The sequence below is a fragment of the Xiashengella succiniciproducens genome (assembly GCF_023674465.1).
GTDB lineage: Bacteria > Bacteroidota > Bacteroidia > Bacteroidales > Marinilabiliaceae > Geofilum > Geofilum succiniciproducens.
Map to the genome: position 1 here is coordinate 1353505 of NZ_CP098400.1, position 17321 is coordinate 1370825.

16 protein-coding genes are annotated in these 17321 nt (G+C 45.6%); 8 read left to right on the plus strand and 8 right to left on the minus strand.

Features of this window, described 5'->3' with window-relative positions; genetic code table 11:
* Positions 1-16: 16 nt before the first annotated feature.
* Entirely contained in the window at positions 17-2446 is a 2430-nt protein-coding gene (locus M9189_RS05655) for a TonB-dependent receptor (RefSeq protein ID WP_250725288.1), read from the minus strand.
* 150 nt (positions 2447-2596) lie between these two features.
* Here M9189_RS05655 and ileS point away from each other — a divergent pair, with 150 nt between their 5' ends.
* From ileS to M9189_RS05670, 3 genes are all read left to right on the plus strand, one after another.
* Positions 2597-6019: an isoleucine--tRNA ligase gene (gene ileS / locus M9189_RS05660; protein WP_250725289.1), complete on the plus strand. Its 3423-nt coding sequence runs from the start codon at positions 2597-2599 to the stop codon at positions 6017-6019.
* A gap of 18 nt (positions 6020-6037) precedes the next feature.
* Positions 6038-6415: a TraR/DksA family transcriptional regulator gene (locus M9189_RS05665; protein WP_250725291.1), complete on the plus strand. Its 378-nt coding sequence runs from the start codon at positions 6038-6040 to the stop codon at positions 6413-6415.
* Between the two features lie 86 nt (positions 6416-6501).
* The gene (locus M9189_RS05670) at positions 6502-7125 is read left to right on the plus strand and encodes a lipoprotein signal peptidase (RefSeq protein WP_250725293.1); all 624 of its coding nucleotides are present in this window, start codon (positions 6502-6504) and stop codon (positions 7123-7125) included.
* 183 nt (positions 7126-7308) lie between these two features.
* Here the strand turns inward: M9189_RS05670 and M9189_RS05675 are convergent, their stop codons facing one another.
* Positions 7309-9453, minus strand: coding sequence for an HD family phosphohydrolase (locus M9189_RS05675; protein ID WP_250725295.1), 2145 nt, complete (start codon positions 9451-9453; stop codon positions 7309-7311).
* Between the two features lie 160 nt (positions 9454-9613).
* Between M9189_RS05675 and M9189_RS05680 the strand changes: the two genes are divergently transcribed.
* Together M9189_RS05680 and M9189_RS05685 are read left to right on the plus strand one after the other, a co-directional pair.
* Positions 9614-10387, plus strand: a complete 774-nt coding sequence (locus M9189_RS05680; protein ID WP_250725297.1) for a C40 family peptidase — start codon at positions 9614-9616, stop codon at positions 10385-10387.
* Positions 10388-10480: 93 nt separating this feature from the next.
* Positions 10481-10936, plus strand: coding sequence for an NUDIX domain-containing protein (locus M9189_RS05685; protein WP_250725299.1), 456 nt, complete (start codon positions 10481-10483; stop codon positions 10934-10936).
* Here the strand turns inward: M9189_RS05685 and M9189_RS05690 are convergent.
* From M9189_RS05690 to M9189_RS05710, 5 genes are read right to left on the minus strand one after another with little or no spacing between them, the layout of a single operon-like run.
* The gene (locus tag M9189_RS05690; protein WP_250725301.1) at positions 10898-11539 is read right to left on the minus strand and encodes a WbqC family protein; all 642 of its coding nucleotides are present in this window, start codon (positions 11537-11539) and stop codon (positions 10898-10900) included. The genes M9189_RS05685 and M9189_RS05690 overlap by 39 nt on opposite strands.
* On the minus strand, positions 11536-11805 hold the full coding sequence (locus M9189_RS05695) for a lipopolysaccharide assembly protein LapA domain-containing protein (RefSeq protein ID WP_250725303.1): 270 nt from the start codon (positions 11803-11805) through the stop codon (positions 11536-11538). Before M9189_RS05695 ends, M9189_RS05690 begins: the two co-directional genes overlap by 4 nt.
* 8 nt (positions 11806-11813) lie before the next feature.
* Positions 11814-12356: a hydrolase gene (locus M9189_RS05700; protein WP_250725305.1), complete on the minus strand. Its 543-nt coding sequence runs from the start codon at positions 12354-12356 to the stop codon at positions 11814-11816.
* Between the two features lie 22 nt (positions 12357-12378).
* The gene (locus M9189_RS05705; protein WP_250725306.1) at positions 12379-13899 is read right to left on the minus strand and encodes a phosphohexomutase domain-containing protein; all 1521 of its coding nucleotides are present in this window, start codon (positions 13897-13899) and stop codon (positions 12379-12381) included.
* Positions 13896-14522: an SIS domain-containing protein gene (locus M9189_RS05710; protein ID WP_250725308.1), complete on the minus strand. Its 627-nt coding sequence runs from the start codon at positions 14520-14522 to the stop codon at positions 13896-13898. The genes M9189_RS05705 and M9189_RS05710 overlap by 4 nt, the downstream gene beginning before the upstream one ends.
* Before the next feature lie 86 nt (positions 14523-14608).
* Between M9189_RS05710 and M9189_RS05715 the strand changes: the two genes are divergently transcribed.
* Complete coding sequence (locus M9189_RS05715) at positions 14609-15028, plus strand: secondary thiamine-phosphate synthase enzyme YjbQ (RefSeq protein WP_250725309.1); 420 nt, start codon at positions 14609-14611, stop codon at positions 15026-15028.
* 6 nt (positions 15029-15034) lie between these two features.
* Here M9189_RS05715 and M9189_RS05720 read toward each other — a convergent pair whose 3' ends face one another.
* Entirely contained in the window at positions 15035-15763 is a 729-nt protein-coding gene (locus M9189_RS05720; RefSeq protein WP_250725311.1) for an inorganic diphosphatase, read from the minus strand.
* A gap of 53 nt (positions 15764-15816) precedes the next feature.
* On the opposite strand from M9189_RS05720, the gene M9189_RS05725 reads away from it, so the two are divergent.
* Positions 15817-16506 (plus strand): B3/B4 domain-containing protein, encoded by a 690-nt coding sequence (locus M9189_RS05725; RefSeq protein WP_250725313.1) that lies wholly within the window; start codon positions 15817-15819, stop codon positions 16504-16506.
* Between the two features lie 27 nt (positions 16507-16533).
* Positions 16534-17319 (plus strand): MBL fold metallo-hydrolase, encoded by a 786-nt coding sequence (locus M9189_RS05730; protein ID WP_250725315.1) that lies wholly within the window; start codon positions 16534-16536, stop codon positions 17317-17319.
* Positions 17320-17321 lie beyond the last annotated feature (2 nt).

Sequence of the window (17321 nt, forward strand, 5' to 3'; positions counted from 1 at the left end):
GGTGCTTAATACTTACCTAGAACTTTCCAGTCAGTTTTATATTAATCCTGCGGGAGGTGAGGTAGTTGGGTACCGCATACTGCCTGTTGTACACATCCGTTACCCAGTAATACGAGATAGTATTGTTTATATCGGGCAGGTTGAAGACCTCGATACCCAGCCACAGGTTTTTCATATAGCTGTTGTGCTGTTGCTTATTTGCATTTCTCCTGCTCAATAAGTCGTACGAGAATCCGATATCAACCCTTCTGTAGGGAGGCATACGATATGTAGCCTTGTATCTGTCGGTTCTGGGAGGACCAAAGGGTAGTCCTGATCCATAGAAAAAGCTTAGGTGGGCCTTAAACTCAGGATTATGCGGCAGCTTGTCCTGCAGGAATAGGGAGAAGTTTACCCTCTGGTCGGAGGGTCTTGGGATAAAGCCCGGAGATCCGGCTCTGGCCGGATCGTCCCAGGTATCGCCGCTAATATCCTCTTCGCTCTTCATTATCGACAGAGTAGCCCATGATTCTTCACCAGGAACCAGTTCCCCGTTAATCTTGAAATCGACACCCGTTGTATAGCCCTGGGCTTCATTTTCACCTGAGTAAACTATCCTTACATTGTCAATGTGATAGGGTATCAGGCGATCCAGATACTTGTAATAGAGTTCGGTAGTAAACTTAAAGGGCCGCTCTGCAATAGCGAAATGGTAGTCGTAGCCTGCCACTAAGTGAATTGAGCGCTGGGAACTGATCTCTTCGTTGATAGAGCTGTCCTGGCGTCGCATTTCTCTAAACATTGGGGATTGGTTGTACACACCTCCTGAAAGACGGTAGCGGCTACTGCGACCTTCTGGAAGGTAGCTTAGCAGGATTCGTGGACTGATAGTAGTTTCATCATTGAATGACAACCAGGTTGCTCTGATTCCAGCATCCAGGTTTAGGCGTCCCTTTGCGAGTTGCCATGTAAATACCTTCTTTATAAAAGCCGATAGCCTGTGATTGCTAAGAGTATTTCGCCCGTGGATTGAATATGCAAGTTCAAGTCTGTCATCATGTTGGGGTATGGAGTAATCAGCAGAGTCTATTCTTTCCCACTCTGTGATTCTGTCGCGGAACTGCTCATGTCGGTACTGCAGTCCCCATGAGGTAAGGCTGTTTCCCCTATGTTTTCCTTCGAGGTTGATTGCATTGACTGTACCAAAGAGGTCATTGCGTGCATAGCGGTGGAAGCCTCCGACAGCTATCTGTTCACCTTCTGTTCCATCACCAAAAGGGTCTTCAAGCTCATGCATCCAGTACTCGGAAATAATATCGTAGGTCTCCTCTTCGTAGGTGCGGAAGCCACTGGTTGTCAGTTTGTACTGGCTTAAGCCCCGGCTGTAATTTGCCGACACGGCAGCATAGCCGGTTTCAAAGCTGTCATCCTCCCTTCCGAGGAAGTAAACCCTGAGTCGCTTGATATCTGAGATGGTTCCAAAGGTTGTTTCCCTCGACTGTGGCTGGAAGCGGTAACGATTGGATGAATAATATCCCAGCACATCGAAGGATAGGGCAGGGGAGGACTGGTAACTAATAAAGGTCTGGATATCTGTGAAATTGGGATGGTAGTACCCCTTTTCTTCGAGTGTTCCCAGCAGGTAACGGTTTGTCTTATATCTGGCACCTCCTATCCATGACAATTTACCGTCACGTCCGGTACCTTCGAGGTGGAGGGAGGCTCCAAGCATACCGGCAGAGATGCTGCCTGCGTGTTCTTTTGGGCGCTTGTAGTTTATGTCGAGTACCGAACTCATCTTATCGCCATAGGAGGCGCTGAAGCCTCCGGCTGAGAACTCGACAGACTCTACTAGGTCGGGATTTACAAAACTAAGACCTTCCTGTTGCCCGGAGTGGATCAGGAAGGGGCGGTAAACCTCCACACCGTTGACAGTCACCATGTTTTCGTCAAAATTGCCCCCTCTGACCCGATACTGACTGCTGAGTTCGCTGGAAGATGTAACCCCCATTTGCGAGCGTACCAGTGACTCAATGGAGTGCCCTGCTACCGATGGTATGGTGCGGATATGTGAAATATCCAGCTGCTGATTATTTATTTCAGTAGGTCCGTGCCCTTCCACATCTACCTGATCGATGAGATAGGCATCCTTCTCGAGTGTGATGGCTAGGGGAAACACAGTGTTGTCACCTATGCAGACCTTCCGGGTCTTAAATCCAAGTGACCTAATCTCAAAGCAAAATGGCAGAAGGGCATCGGTGGTAAATGAAAAGCTGCCATTCTCACTACTTGTAGTATGTATGGCGAGGGAGTCGGATATTATATGGACGTAAGGCAGGGGGCTGTCTGCTGTATCGCTTACCGAGCCTGTCACCGTGACAGCCAGGGATGCGGACTGCTGTCCGCAGACCCTCGTTGGCATCAGTAAAATAGAAGTAAGAAGCAGGGTAAACGCGCTAAGCCTCATTGTTAATAGTATTTACACAAAGCTATAAAAGTTTCAGTAATACTTCCGTAGCCCATACCTATAAAAGAACTGTTGTCCTTGTTTTTCCAGTCCTCATAATCTATATTTGTACGATTTTTTAACAAGCACTCAAATTAGCTTCAAATTAAGATGAGCAGAAAATTTCCTGAATACAAGGAGCTTGATCTTTCCGGCATAAATAAAGAGGTGCTGGAGCTATGGGATAAGAACGATACTTTTAAACAGAGTTTAAAGGAACGTGAGGGATGTCCATCCTTTGTTTTTTATGAAGGACCGCCATCAGCCAACGGTATGCCCGGTATTCACCACGTGATGGCTCGTACCGTAAAGGATGTGATTTGCCGCTACAAGACCCAGAAGGGTTTTCTGGTACATCGCAAGGCGGGATGGGATACCCACGGATTGCCTGTTGAACTTGGAGTTGAACAAAGGCTTGGTATTAGGAAAGACGATATAGGCAAGAAAATCTCTGTGGCTGAATACAACAAGGCATGCCGCAGTGATGTGATGAAATATACCGATATGTGGGAGGATCTGACCAGCAGGATGGGCTACTGGGTTGACATGGATGATCCCTATATCACTTATGACAACCGTTATATTGAAACCCTCTGGTGGATGCTCAGCGAGCTTCACAAGAAGGGATATCTATACAAAGGATATACTATACAACCATATTCACCAGCAGCAGGTACCGGACTTAGCACCCACGAGCTTAACCAGCCGGGATGCTACCGTGATGTAAAGGATACAACCTGTACTGCTCAGTTTAAGGTGATCAGGAATGAGAAGTCCGAGTTTTTGTTTGCCGGTGTTGATACAGACCTGTTTATCCTGGCCTGGACCACTACTCCATGGACACTGCCATCCAATACAGCATTGGCAGTAGGTGCTGACATTAGCTATGTTAAGGTTAAGACCTTTAATCCCTATACTGGTTCACCGATACGTGTAATCCTTGCTGAAGACCTTGTAGGTGCATATTTCAATATGAAGGATGCCGAACTCAGCATGGAGGATTACAAACCGGGTGACAAGCATATCCCGTTCAGGATTCTTGATGGGAAATATACAGGAGCCCAACTGGAGGGTGTGCGTTACGAGCAACTGATGCCATGGGTAAAGCCGGAAGGTGATGCTTTCAGGGTAATTGTAGGTGACTTTGTTACCACCAGCGACGGTACAGGTATCGTGCATATAGCACCGACCTTTGGTGCGGATGACGACAGGGCTGCCCGTCAGGCAGGGGTTAGTCCGCTACTGATGATCGACAAGGATGGCAAGCGTCAGCCCATGGTTGACCGTAACGGTCGTTTCTTCAGGATTGAGGACCTGCATCCCGACTTTGTGGCTAAGAGTGTAAATGTAGAGAAGTACTCCGAGTTTGCCGGCCGCTATGTCAAGAATGCCTATGATGAGAGGCTGACAGATGAAGATGCCACCCTGGATGTGGATCTGTCTGTTATGCTCAAGAAAGAAGACAGAGCCTTTAAAGTAGGAAAGCATATTCACAGTTATCCGCATTGCTGGCGAACTGACAAGCCGGTATTGTACTACCCACTTGACAGCTGGTTTATCCGAACTACAGCCTTGCGCGAAAGGATGATAGAGCTGAACAATACTATCAACTGGAAGCCTGCAAGCACCGGTAGCGGTCGTTTTGGTAAGTGGCTTGAAAACCTGGTGGACTGGAATCTTAGCAGGTCTCGTTACTGGGGTACTCCGCTGCCTATCTGGCGTACCGAGGATGGAAGTCAGGAACTGTGTATCGGTTCGGTAGAACAGCTTTTCAGTGAGATAGAAAAGTCTGTAAAGGCCGGTCTGATGAAAAAGAACCCATTCGAAGGCTTCGTACCGGGTGACTACAGCAAGGAAAACTATGAGAAGATAGACCTTCACAGACCTTATGTGGATGAGATCATTCTTGTAAGCGATGAAGGAAAAGCAATGTACAGGGAGCCGGACCTTATCGACGTTTGGTTTGACTCAGGTGCCATGCCTTATGCACAAATGCATTATCCCTTCGAGTCTAAGGATAATCTGCCCTTCCCGGCAGATTTCATAGCCGAAGGTGTGGACCAGACCCGTGGCTGGTTCTTTACCCTGCATGCACTGGCTACCCTGCTTTTTGACTCAGTAGCATTCAAAAATATTATATCAAACGGTCTTGTACTTGACAAGAACGGCAATAAGATGTCTAAGCGTCTTGGCAATGCTGTAGATCCTTTTGCAGTGATTGAGCAGTACGGATCAGATCCGCTGCGTTGGTATATGATGACCAACTCACAGCCATGGGATAACCTGAAATTTGATATTTCAGGTGTTGATGAGGTCAAGCGCAAGTTCTTTGGCACATTATACAACACCTATTCATTCTTCTCGCTCTATGCCAATGTTGACGGTTTCGTTCCGGGTGCAGAGGAAGTTCCCGTTGCCGAACGCCCAGAGATAGACCGCTGGATTATTTCAGTTCTCAACAGTCTGGTCAAGGAAGTAGAGAATGCTTATAGCAGTTATGAACCAACACGTGCCGGACGTGCATTACAGGATTTCGTAATCGAAAACCTGAGCAACTGGTATGTAAGGCTTAACAGGAAGAGGTTCTGGGCAGGTGAGTACAACAAGGACAAGATTGCTGCCTATCAGACCCTATACACCTGTCTGAAGACTGTTGCCGTTTTGTCTGCACCGATTGCTCCTTTCTTTATGGAGAAGTTGTATCTGGACCTTACAGGAGAAAACAAGTCAGTTCACCTCGCCATGATGCCCGAGTGTAATGAGGCGCTGATAGACCTTGGCCTAGAAGAACGTATGAGCTATGCCCAGCAGATATCATCAATGGTTCTGGCACTGCGCAGAAAGGTAAGTATCAAGGTTCGCCAGCCCCTGCAGAAGATTATGATTCCCGATATGGGAGTGTCATTCAGGGAGCAAATTGACAAGATCAAGGATCTGGTTCTGTCAGAAGTAAATGTCAAGGAGCTTGAATATCTGGCAGATGACAGCGGAGTCCTTGTCAAGAAGATAAAACCCAACTTCAAGACGCTGGGACCGAAACATGGAAAGCTGATGAAAGGTATAGCCGCTGTTGTAAATACCCTGACACCGGCAGAGATCACCCATTTTGAGCGAGAGGGGCGTTTTGAGGTAGAGGTAGAAGGATCAAAGATCGAACTGCTGGCCGAGGATGTCGAAATAATCAGTGAGGATATACCCGGCTGGCTTGTAGCAAATGAAGGAAAACTAACAGTTGCTTTGGATATCACCATTACTGAGGAATTACGTCAGGAAGGTCTGGCACGGGAATTGGTAAATCGAATTCAGAATATCCGTAAGGATAGCGGTTTTGAAATTACTGATAAGATTGAACTCTACATCAGGAAACATGAGGCAATCAACAATGCAGTAATGAACTTTACCGGTTATATCGGAACCCAGACTCTAGCACCAAAAATCAGTCTGGTGGATGAATGTAACGATTCTGCAGCTATTGTCGTAGAACTGGACTCAGATATAGAGACAGCGATATTGGTGAAGAAGATAAGTAACTGACCCTAAATACTAATAGATATGAGCGAAAAAACCAGGTATTCTGACGCCGAACTTCAGGAGTTCAAGGAGATTATTATTGCGAAGCTTACAAAAGCCAGGAGCGATTATGAACTGCTGAAAAACACCATAACTCTCGAGGATGGTAATGACACTCAGGACACTTCACCTACATTCAAGGTTCTTGAAGAAGGTGCAGCCGTTCTGTCTAAAGAGGAAGCCGGAAAACTGGCTCAAAGACAGCAGAAGTTTATTCAGCACCTGCAGGCTGCCTTAGTTCGCATCGAGAACAAGACCTATGGTATCTGCCGGGAAACAGGTAAGCTGATACCTAAAGAACGTCTACGTGCAGTGCCCCACGCCACGTTGAGCATTGACGCAAAGAAGAACCAGAGGTAAACCTGAACCCATCCGTCAGTTGTGGTGGAGTAAATGATGAACTCATCATTTACGTGTGGAGTTGTCAACTTTTTTAGAAACTTAAAATGACTAAATTTCAAAAATCACTGCTCTTAGTATTCCTGATTCTCTTGGTCGACCAGGCAGTAAAAATCTGGATTAAGACACATATGTCACTTTATCAGGAGTACAGGGTGTTTGACTGGTTCAGGATTTATTTTATTGAAAACAACGGCATGGCTTTCGGGATGGAGTTTACCGGAGAATATGGTAAACTATTCCTTAGCCTGTTTAGGATACTGGCAGTTATAGGTATCGGATGGTATCTTTATAAGATATGCCAAAAAGAGGTAGTTCATACAGGCTTTGTAGTTTGTGTAAGCATGGTAATGGCCGGTGCAATAGGCAACATTATTGACAGCGCATTTTATGGCCTGTTGTTTAGCGAAAGTGCTCATGGTGTTGTTTCCACATTTATGGGGCCGGAGGGAGGCTATGCCAGCTTCCTGCACGGCAGGGTAGTCGATATGCTGTATTTCCCTGTGATTGACGGATATTATCCGGACTGGTTCCCCTTTGTTGGAGGAAACAGGTTTATCTTTTTCAGGCCTGTGTTTAATATTGCTGACGCATCTATATCATTAGGTATTATAGCGATACTACTGTTTCAGAAGAAATTCTTTCCAGAAGCAAAAAAGGCAGAGGCTTAAACCTCTGCCTTTTTTGCTTCTGGGTGGTGCCTTACTCTCATGTCAAAAGGACGCCATATTTTTGCAAATATTCTCAGATTACCTCTGTAGGAGTACAAAAATCAATCTCCAGATAAATTGATTATTCTACGTCAATGACGTGCGGGCCTGTATTTGATATCGTGTCTTGGTCATTATTCTTCCCTATAGACGTTGCTTCTTTTTCTTCAATTCGGGGTACTCAATCCTGGCATGGTAGATATTCTTAAGCTTTTGCTTGAATAAGTCCTTTACAGTATTGATTTCCTTGAACGTAATAGGGGCGTCGATAAACTGATTCTCGGCTATCTGACTATTGATAATGTTTTCAACCAGTCGGTCTATCTCATCATCCGAGTAGCTTTTGAGACTGCGTGATGCAGCCTCAACCGAGTCAGCCATCATAAGCACGGCAGTTTCCTTGGTGAAAGGAGTGGGGCCGGGGTAGCAGAAGAGGCTTACATCTACTTCATCGTCAGGCCTTTCATTCACATACATATTGTAGAAGTACTTGGCTTTCATCGTACCGTGGTGGGTCTCGATAAAGTCAATTATCTGCCGTGGCAGCTTTTCCTTGTGCGCCATTTTGACCCCGTTTTCAACATGACTTATTATAATCTGGGCACTTTCTTCATATGAAAGGTGCTCATGCGGATTGATACCACTTGTCTGGTTTTCCGTGAAGTACAACGGTGCCATTAGCTTACCGATATCGTGATACATAGCTCCAGTTCGTACAAGCATCGGATTACCACCAATTACATAAATGGCCTCCTGTGCCAGATTCCCTACCTGTATTGAGTGTTGGAAGGTGCCTGGTGCCTTTTCAGCAAGTCGTCTAAGTATTGGGTGGTTGGTATCGGACAGTTCTACAAGGGTCACATCCGAAAGGAATCCGAATAATTTCTCGAATATATAGATAAGCGGATAGACCAGGAGCAACAGACCTCCGTTAATAGCCAGGTTACGATACATGATGTAGTCAATCCTTGTGAAGTCCCCTTCCTGCCATAACTTGAGTCCGGTATACAGAACAGAGTAACTCAGTACTATAAGGATAGCGGCCCTGACAAGCTGAGACCTCCTTGTCATACGATACAAGCTGTACATTGCAACAAGCCCGATAGGTATCTGGATAATAGCAAACTCGAAGCTGTTTGGTGCAAACGAAGCTGACAGCAATATTGTTGTTACGTGCAGGAAGAATGCAAGCCTGCTGTCGAAGAATATTCTGACTATTATTGGAAGGATAGCAAAAGGAATTATATAGATTAGCCCCTGTTCTGTAGAATTCCTTGCAAGCTGTGCAAATATGACCATTACAACAACCAGGATAAGTAGGAAGCTTATCGACTTAAGATTCTTGAATTCGTCACGTCTGAAGTAAAACAGGAAGTAGTAAACAATAGTAAAGAGCATCGCTATAAGCAGCGCCTGACCAAGCAGCACTATGTAGTGGCTGGTTCCCTTACCAAGTCTGCTCTCATATTCTGATTTCAGTGAATCCAATATCTTTCCACTTTCCTCTGTTATTAGTTCCCCGGTATCAATAATACGCTGTCCGGACAATACTACCCCGCTTGAAAGGCTTATATCGGCCAGAATACGTTCCTTTTCCTGCTCGGTACGTCCTTCGTCATACACAATATTAGATTGCAGATATTTGTTGAGCTGGAGATCATCGATAAACTGTTCCAGAGTTCTGTGATTCACCGTAGCCCTTTGGTTAATGTATGAAGTAAGACCTTTTGTAAGATGCTGGTATGCTGAAGGATAGTTGTAAAACTCCCCAAGTTCGTTACGCTCAGCAAAATTATCCCTGACAACAGATATTATCATTGTTGAGGGCCTGTCCTGATACTCTTCAGGAAGGGTGATAATACCTTTATTGTATGTTTCTGTCAGCAGTCTTTTGATTTGTGACCTTACACCTGAAAAGATGTCATATTCGGGTCGTCCCTGTAATGGTAGGGTCAGAAAGGGGTACTTGGCTATCAGACGCAGTCTGGCAGAGTTGAAATCGCTTTCAAAAAGGCTCAGTTGTGTATGTTCTACTTCCTCATTATAGCGGAAATACGGATAGAAGTCACTTAGAGTCTTTTCCCTTTCAGCCTTTAATTCGGCCTGAGTTTTGTAGATAGGAAAATCGAATGGCGCGATAAGTGTGCTGTGAGGCCAGGGTTTGCCCTTGGTATATTCGTAACCAAATTTGCCCTGTCTGGGGAAGAAATAAGTTACGATGGTTACTGCAGCCAGGAATAGCACTATGCGATTGATAGCTATCGAATATTTTCTAATGGTATCGAGCATAGAGTGAATATGTAAATTCAAACTACAAAGTTACTCAATATATTGATATCGTGAGATCAACAATCTTGTGAAAATTTGGGGCAGAGCTGTTGTGTGGTTAACATCCCCTTTTTAGCTATCTTTGGCATTTAGATTTCCCGGGATATTTAATAGTTCAACTATGAGTGGATCAATTAGTTCTTTTAGCGTGATTCCTGTTCGCAAGGAACCGGCCGAGCAAAGTGAGATGGAGACCCAGATCCTTTTTGGTGAGGTGTTTTATGAGCTTGAAGCTGTGCAGGGCTGGAGGCGCGTACGTCTTGCCTTTGATGCTTATGAGGGCTGGATAGACGAGAAATACATGGTCGCAACTCCTGATAGGGAGATAGAGCTATGGAACAGCTCTCCGGGAATACTGGTGACTCAGCCGGTTATCAAGCTTATCAGAGAGCCTGAAAAGAGTGTTCAGTACGTTCCTGCGGGAAGTCGGATAGCCTTCAACGGAGAGATACGGAATTCTTTCAGCATAGGCAACAGGGAGTATTATTATCAGAATACTACTCCTGAAAGAAAGCCCGAACTTGAAGAGGTGGCCCGTGGTTTTCTGAACGCACCTTACCTGTGGGGTGGCCGAACTTTTATGGGTATTGACTGTTCGGGACTGTCCCAACTTGTTTTCAAGCTTATGGGTTATCCGCTCCCACGTAACGCATCGCAGCAGATCGAACTAGGGAAGATGGTTTCCTTTGTTGAGGAAGCTCGTGCAGGTGACCTTGCATTCTTTGATAACGAGGATGGTAATATTGTGCATGTGGGAATCTGTCTGGGTAACGGACGTATACTTCATGCAAGCGGAGAAGTCAGACTTGACCACCTTGATCATCAGGGTATTTTCTCACAGGAGGCTCGTAAATACACGCACCATCTGAGAGTAATCAAGAGGATTATCGACTAGATATTAATTACATTGTCGTGTCATTCCATCTCAGCATTCAAATCTATAATCATCAATAGTCTTGCTGTATGGTCAGACTAAAATCGAAATGCTATGTATCAATATAACTACCCTCGTCCGGCACTTACAGCAGATGTGGTTTTGTTTGTAAAAAATGATAAGGAGACCAGAGTGCTACTGATCAGGAGAGGCAAGGAGCCCTTTATGGGCAGTTGGGCCTTGCCCGGTGGTTTTGTAGATGAGAATGAAGATATTAAGGATGCTGCGTTAAGGGAATTGAAGGAAGAGACCGGTATTGTTGGTTTAGACCTTATTCAGGTTGGTGCATATGGCAAACCAGGTCGTGATCCACGTGGGCATACAGTGTCTGTGGTTTACACTGCAATACTCGATTCCGAACCAGAATATCAGGCAGGCGATGATGCAGCAGAAGCTGGGTGGTTTACTATTGATGAACTCCCCGGTCTTGCTTTTGACCATGAGGAGATTATTACTGATGCAGCAAGGATGTTAAAGCTGGGTATTCCTGTAACTGTCACGAAGAACTAGGGGAGTCTCTGGTCCCTTGTTGAAAATCAGATCGAGTATAGACAGATTTGGTGCAAACTCCTTTCCAAGTCCCAGAACCTGCCTGTAAGGCTGTGGCTTGAATTCCTCATCCCTGGCAATATCCATCCTGGGGTGTATCAATTCCCTAAAATCCCTCCTGTCATCATAAGTGCCAAAGAAATCCTCAGTATAACTGACTACCGATGGATCTATGTCAGCACAATCCAAAGCAAAGGCCAGGGCAGCTTCGTTGAGGTCCTTGAGAAAGGTCCATTTCTTCTGAAGAATTGCATCAATTTCATCCCTGTAGTACAGGTAGTATGGGGAAGAGTTATAAGCCGATTCGATCGAACGGATATGATTATCAGGCCATGGGAGGTGGTAAGCAACCCGCACGTCTCGGGTCATAGGCTTTTTGCCCGACTCATTTGCCACAGGTACTGACAATGCCATAGGACCGTTGGCTGCATATATAACATAGCGATTTCGATAGCTACGTCGTTGATAGCTATCGCATACTTCTATAAGGGCATCGTTAGCCCTTGTGAGGTGAACAAAGTACTGAACAGGAGCAAAGAGAGCGCAACCAAGGATAACCTTCACACCTGAATACTTTTGTTGTTGTCGGTTTTCTCAATCACTTCTGCTTCTTCCTCTTCCTTAGATGGAATAAGCCTCCACCAGGCATAAAGCGCACCGCATACAAGCCCTGTGACAAAGGTTCCTATCAGAAGGATGGCAAGAGAGATGGTCGTCTTCTTGAAGATGACCTTTACTTCTATGGCTCCTGCATTCTCTACCGAGAAAATTACAAGTAATACGGCCAGTACTACAAAGAGCCAGAATGAAAAATTCAGTTTTCTTTTCATGGTTTGCCTTATTTCACCAATTTGGAAATTGCTTTAAATGTGTCATTTCCTGAATAGCGGCATAGTTCAAACAGTATGGATTCGGTACTTGTAACAATTATGCCCTCCTGCAACATTCTGTTTACCGCTATACGCTTGTTTTCCTGGTTTCTTGAACCCACACAGTCTTCAATAACCACAGGAATATAGCCCAGGGCTTTGAGGTCTATTGCAGTCTGAAGAACACAGATATGAGACTCTATGCCTGCCAGTACGATGAACTTGCGACCTTCCTTCTTGATTTCATTCATAAAAGCTTCGTCGTCACAGCAGCTAAACGGAGTTTTCTCGCCATTCCATACACCTTCCAGCAGGGGTCTGATATCGGCTATGGTTTCACCTAGACCCTTGCGATACTGCTCGGTAACTTTGAGTGGAATTTCAAGGACCTGGAGGCCTTGAATCAGTGTTTTAAGGTTTTTTGCAAGATTCTCGTTATCTGCAATGTGAGGGAACAAACGTTCCTGGACGTCAACAATAACAGCAAGTGTTTCTTCTTTGAGTATTCTCATCTTTAAAGTGGCTAAATATATGTTAGTCAATATTTTTGAGTCCGCTCAGGTCAAGGTCGTCATAGTTTTCGAAGAAACGACTGAGTTCGGAAATTATTTCCTTCATTCCAACCGTTTCTTCGCTTTCTATATTAAGGGGCAGTACCGGGTCGTGGAGAGAGAGGCGAAGCAAGAACCAGCCTTGAGGCTTTGAGCACTGCACGCGTAAACCTTCATAATTTTCGGTTGCCAGTTCCCATCCCACATGATTGGCTGCGTAGAGTCCCAGTTCGGTAATCACCTTTTCCCCGTATTCCTTGAAGTCAGGGGTGTTGATACCAATCCTTATCTCTATACTACTCGCCGGTGTCGGAAGCTTTTCAATAAGGTTGATCAGACTCTTACCTTCCTGTTGCAGTCTGGCCATTGTGATTATCAGTTTGGTAATCAGATAAGCCCCGTCATCGAGGAAGTGGTTTTCCTTGAGTGCCGCATGACCTGATGTTTCAATAGCAAGGTGACATTCCTTACCTTCCTTATTAAGGCGGATTGCCTCGTTAATCACATTCTTGTATCCCCGTTGGAAGCGGTGGTGATGACCACCAAGGTATTCATTGATAAACCAGGTCAAACCGTTTGAAGTGATTGAGTCGGTTACTATCGTCGTACCCGGGTGTTCTCTGAGAATAACCGCAGATACCATAGCAATCAGACTATTACGGTTTATCATTTGTCCGTTTCGCACAACAAGTGCAGCGCGATCCACGTCTGTATCAAAAATAATACCTAGGTCGGCATTTGTAGCTTTTACCTGACGGGTAACAGATAGCATGGCTATTTCATCCTCCGGATTTGGGACATGGTTGGGAAATCTACCATCGGGTTCGAGAAACTGGCTTGCAGAGATATCAGCACCTAGCCTGGCGAGTACTTCAGTGGCATAGAAGCCGCCGGCCCCGTTGCCGGCGTCAACCACTATCTTGAGCCCACTAAGGGGTTCATCAAAGTGCTTGGGATGATTGACCTGTTCACGGATAATCTTTACAAAGCGGGCTGCATATTCAGCCATAAAGTCGCGCTTCTCTATCGACCCCTTAGTTTTGCCTCTGAAAGACGCATTGCTTGCAGCAAGTTCCAGAATATCTGTGATATCAGCTTTATCAAGGCCACCTTCACAGGTATAAAATTTCATGCCGTTGCGATTGAAGGGGAGGTGACTGGCAGTAAGCATTATCGCTGCTGTAACTGGTTGGTCCTCACTCAATGTGCTCATGAACATTGCCGGAGACGATGCAAGTCCGAGGTCATATACATCAACACCGCAATCAATGAGGGCTTTGATAAGGGCATCCTTGAGGACGGGCCCCGAAAGTCTGGAGTCCATACCTACCGATATGGACAGTCTGGTGCCTGGGTAACGCTTATGCAACCATCCAACAAAGGATTGTCCAATACGAGAGACAGCTTCCGGTGTGAGGTTTACCTTTTCACCGGGCACGCCCTCGAGGGCGATGCCCCGTATGTCAGAACCGTTCTGCAGTTCTTTCCAGTCAATCTTGCTCATATCTGTTTGTTTTTGTCAAGCGTGGCAGCCTGACGTGATTTATCACCCAAATATCCTCCGTGATGTCTCAGCGAATAATCATGGTTGGTAAACCCTATCTTCTTCATCATCAGAACTACAAGCACATCTCCCAATACAGTCATAATTGTTGTTGAAGTGGTAGGAGTAAGACCAAGGGCACATACTTCACGTGGAGAGCCAGTAGGAATGAATACATCTGCCTCTGTGGCAAGGACAGAATCCGGATTGCCGGTAATAACAATAAAGCGAATCTCAGGTCTGAGACGGCGTGCCAGACTTACCAGTTCGACGATTTCACGGGTCTTACCTGAGTTGGATATCAGCAGCATCACATCGTTTTCCTGAATTACTCCGAGGTCACCATGCTGGGCCTCAGCAGGGTGAAGAAATACTGCAGGGGTGCCAGTACTGCTGAATGTTGTAGATATATTGACGGCGATCTGGCCGGCCTTACCCATTCCGCTCGTGATAAGTTTACCTCTTTTGACGTGCACCTGTTCGTAAATTAATTCAAGTGCCTTTTCAAATTGTGGACCAACGGGTATGTTTCTGACTGCTTCAGCCTCTGCTGAAAGGATATCTTTTACTTCGTCCAGTATCATGCTTTTTCAGTAAGTTGTTGTAATGCAAATTTACCAAAAAAGAGATGAATTGCCTTATATTTGAGAAGTATTAAAACTTTGTAGAAATGGTATATCAGACATTTATAACCTTGCCTGAGTACAGGAGGGGTTTTCATTTGATAACCAGGATAATAGAGGCGGAGTTGCGCAAAATACCGGATTTGCCACAAAGCGGATTAGTCAACGTGTTTATCCAGCATACCTCTGCAGGACTGACTATCAATGAGAATGCCGACCCGTCGGTGAGGGATGACTTTGAGACTATAATGAACAGGCTGGTACCGGAGAACCTGCGGGATTACACCCACACTTTGGAGGGTCTTGATGATATGCCTGCACATGTGAAGGCCTCAATGATGGGTTCATCGGTTACAATTCCTCTCTCGGGTGGCAGAATGGCATTGGGAACATGGCAGGGTATCTTCCTCTGTGAGTTCCGCAACCATGGGGGACGGCGCAGGCTTATCCTTACGGTAACGTGGTGAATGGTGTCAGACCTTGCCTCTCAATAAAATCTCCGGCCATATTGAGGCAAGTTGCTGTGTGTCATCGAGTACTAATGAAGCACCAACACTGGAAAGGTCTTCAGGCTTGAGGATGCCTGTGTTAACAGCCACGGTTATCAGTCCGGCAGCCCGCGCTGCACGGACTCCAAGAGGGGCATTCTCGACAACTATTGAATTAGCCGCACTAGTACCGGCTTTTTCAAGAGCTCTCAGATATGGTTCCGGATCAGGCTTACCATTTACCACATCGAAACCGCTTACAACATTCTCGCGTATAATTCCGAAATCACTGTTGAGCCTTTCTATCAGAGAGGGTTGTTTGGAACCTGTAACTACAACTACCTTGAGTCCTGCTTCCATAGTCCTTCTTAGCACCTCCTTCATACCCGGAAGTATTGGAGCCTGAGGGGCCTCATTCATCAATTCGGTCTTCTTGCTGTAAACCCGTTTTATCTCCTCCTTGGTGGCATTTCTTCCAAAGCGCTGATTGAAAACCTTGTTGATAGTACAGGGACCAGTTGCGCCTTCATTCAGGTAGGCCTCATATTCCGGAAAGTCAATTCCTTCGCACTTAAAACTACCAGACCAGGAATAGGCGTGGTTGGGCATGGAGTCATACAGGACTCCATCCATGTCAAAAAAAACCGCCTCTATTTTTACGGGTAATATGCTTAAATCTGTCATGTGCGCAAATATGCAAAAAAACTTTCCCATTTTTTGTTATTTTTGAGCAACTCATATCGATGATAACCAAAAATCGAAGTGCTTTGACCATCAATATCCTTCCTGAAATTGGCGGGCTCTTCCCCCAGCTATCAATAGCCTGCATTGAAACTGAGGTGACGGTTGTTCCCTCTGACGGTGAACTTGCCGGATATATGGAACAGCTTTGCGAAAGCCTTAAAGGCAGTATCACCAATGAAAGCATCAGACAGCATCCGGTGGTGGAGATGACAAAAAGAGCCTACCGAAAGATGGGACAAGACCCCAATCGCTATCGTCCTGCTGCAGAAAGCCTGTTGCGTCGTATTGCAAGCGGCAAGGGTCTGTACAATGTCAATAATATAGTTGACATTCTGAACATCGTTTCAATCCGTACTGGCTTTTCTATAGGCGGATTTGACAAGGATAAGATCAGGGGAGAGATAAGCTTTGGTATTGGTCGTGCAGGTGAAGCTTATGAAGGTATTGGCAGGGGTGCACTTAATATTGAGCATCTGCCGGTGTTTCGTGACGAGATAGGTGCATTCGGAACCTCGACAAGTGATTCTGTTCGCACTATGGTTGACGAGAATACCCGTCACTTCCTGATGGTAATACCTGCCTTTGAGAATATAGGCGACCATCTTGAAAAAGCGATTGAGATGAGTGAAGAGCTTCTGGTTGAGTTCGCCAGAGTCAGGTCAGTCAGCATCTTTACTTCAGGCAAAGTTAATGAAGCAGGTGCAGATAAGTAGTAGTATTAAAAAAGTGGAAAGTAGAGTATGATTGAGATTTGTGCGCTTGCTTCAGGCAGTAACGGAAACTGCTACTATATAGGAAATGGGGAGGATGCAATATTAGTTGACGCCGGTATCAGCCGGCGTCAGGTGCTTGACCGCATGACACAAAGAGGTCTGATGCCATCGAAGGTAAGGGCCATTTTTATTTCCCATGAACATGCCGACCATATGCGTGGGGTAAGGGTTCTGGCCAAGAAGTTGGCTGTTCCCGTTTATATGACCCAGAAGACCTTTGACAATTCGTGGGGGCCTAACAGGCCTGAAAAGGCCGAAGTGTTTACTCCGGGAGAAGTGATAAATATCAATGGCTTTGAGGTGCACAGCTTTTCGAAAGAGCATGATGCGGCAGAACCATGCAGTTTCCGGATACAATACCGTGGCATCCACGTGGGTGTGTTTACAGATATTGGTGAGCCATGTGATAATGTAACTGAGCATCTGGCTCAATGCCATGCCTTGTTTCTCGAAACAAACTATGACAACGATATGTTATGGTCGGGCCCTTATCCCTATCAATTGAAGGTGCGCGTGGCAGGCAACAAAGGTCACCTCTCAAATGCACAGGCATTTGAGCTGCTAAGTAATCATCACAACAAGGATCTGCAGGTAGTCTTTCTTTCTCACCTATCTGAGGAAAACAACAGACCCGATCTGGCTATGGCAGCATTTAGCGGACTGACGGACAGGTTTAGCATCAAACTGACAAACCGCTATGCTGCAGCCGAGGTATTTGTCGTTAAGCTGCCGGAAGAAAGGGTTATTGTATAGGA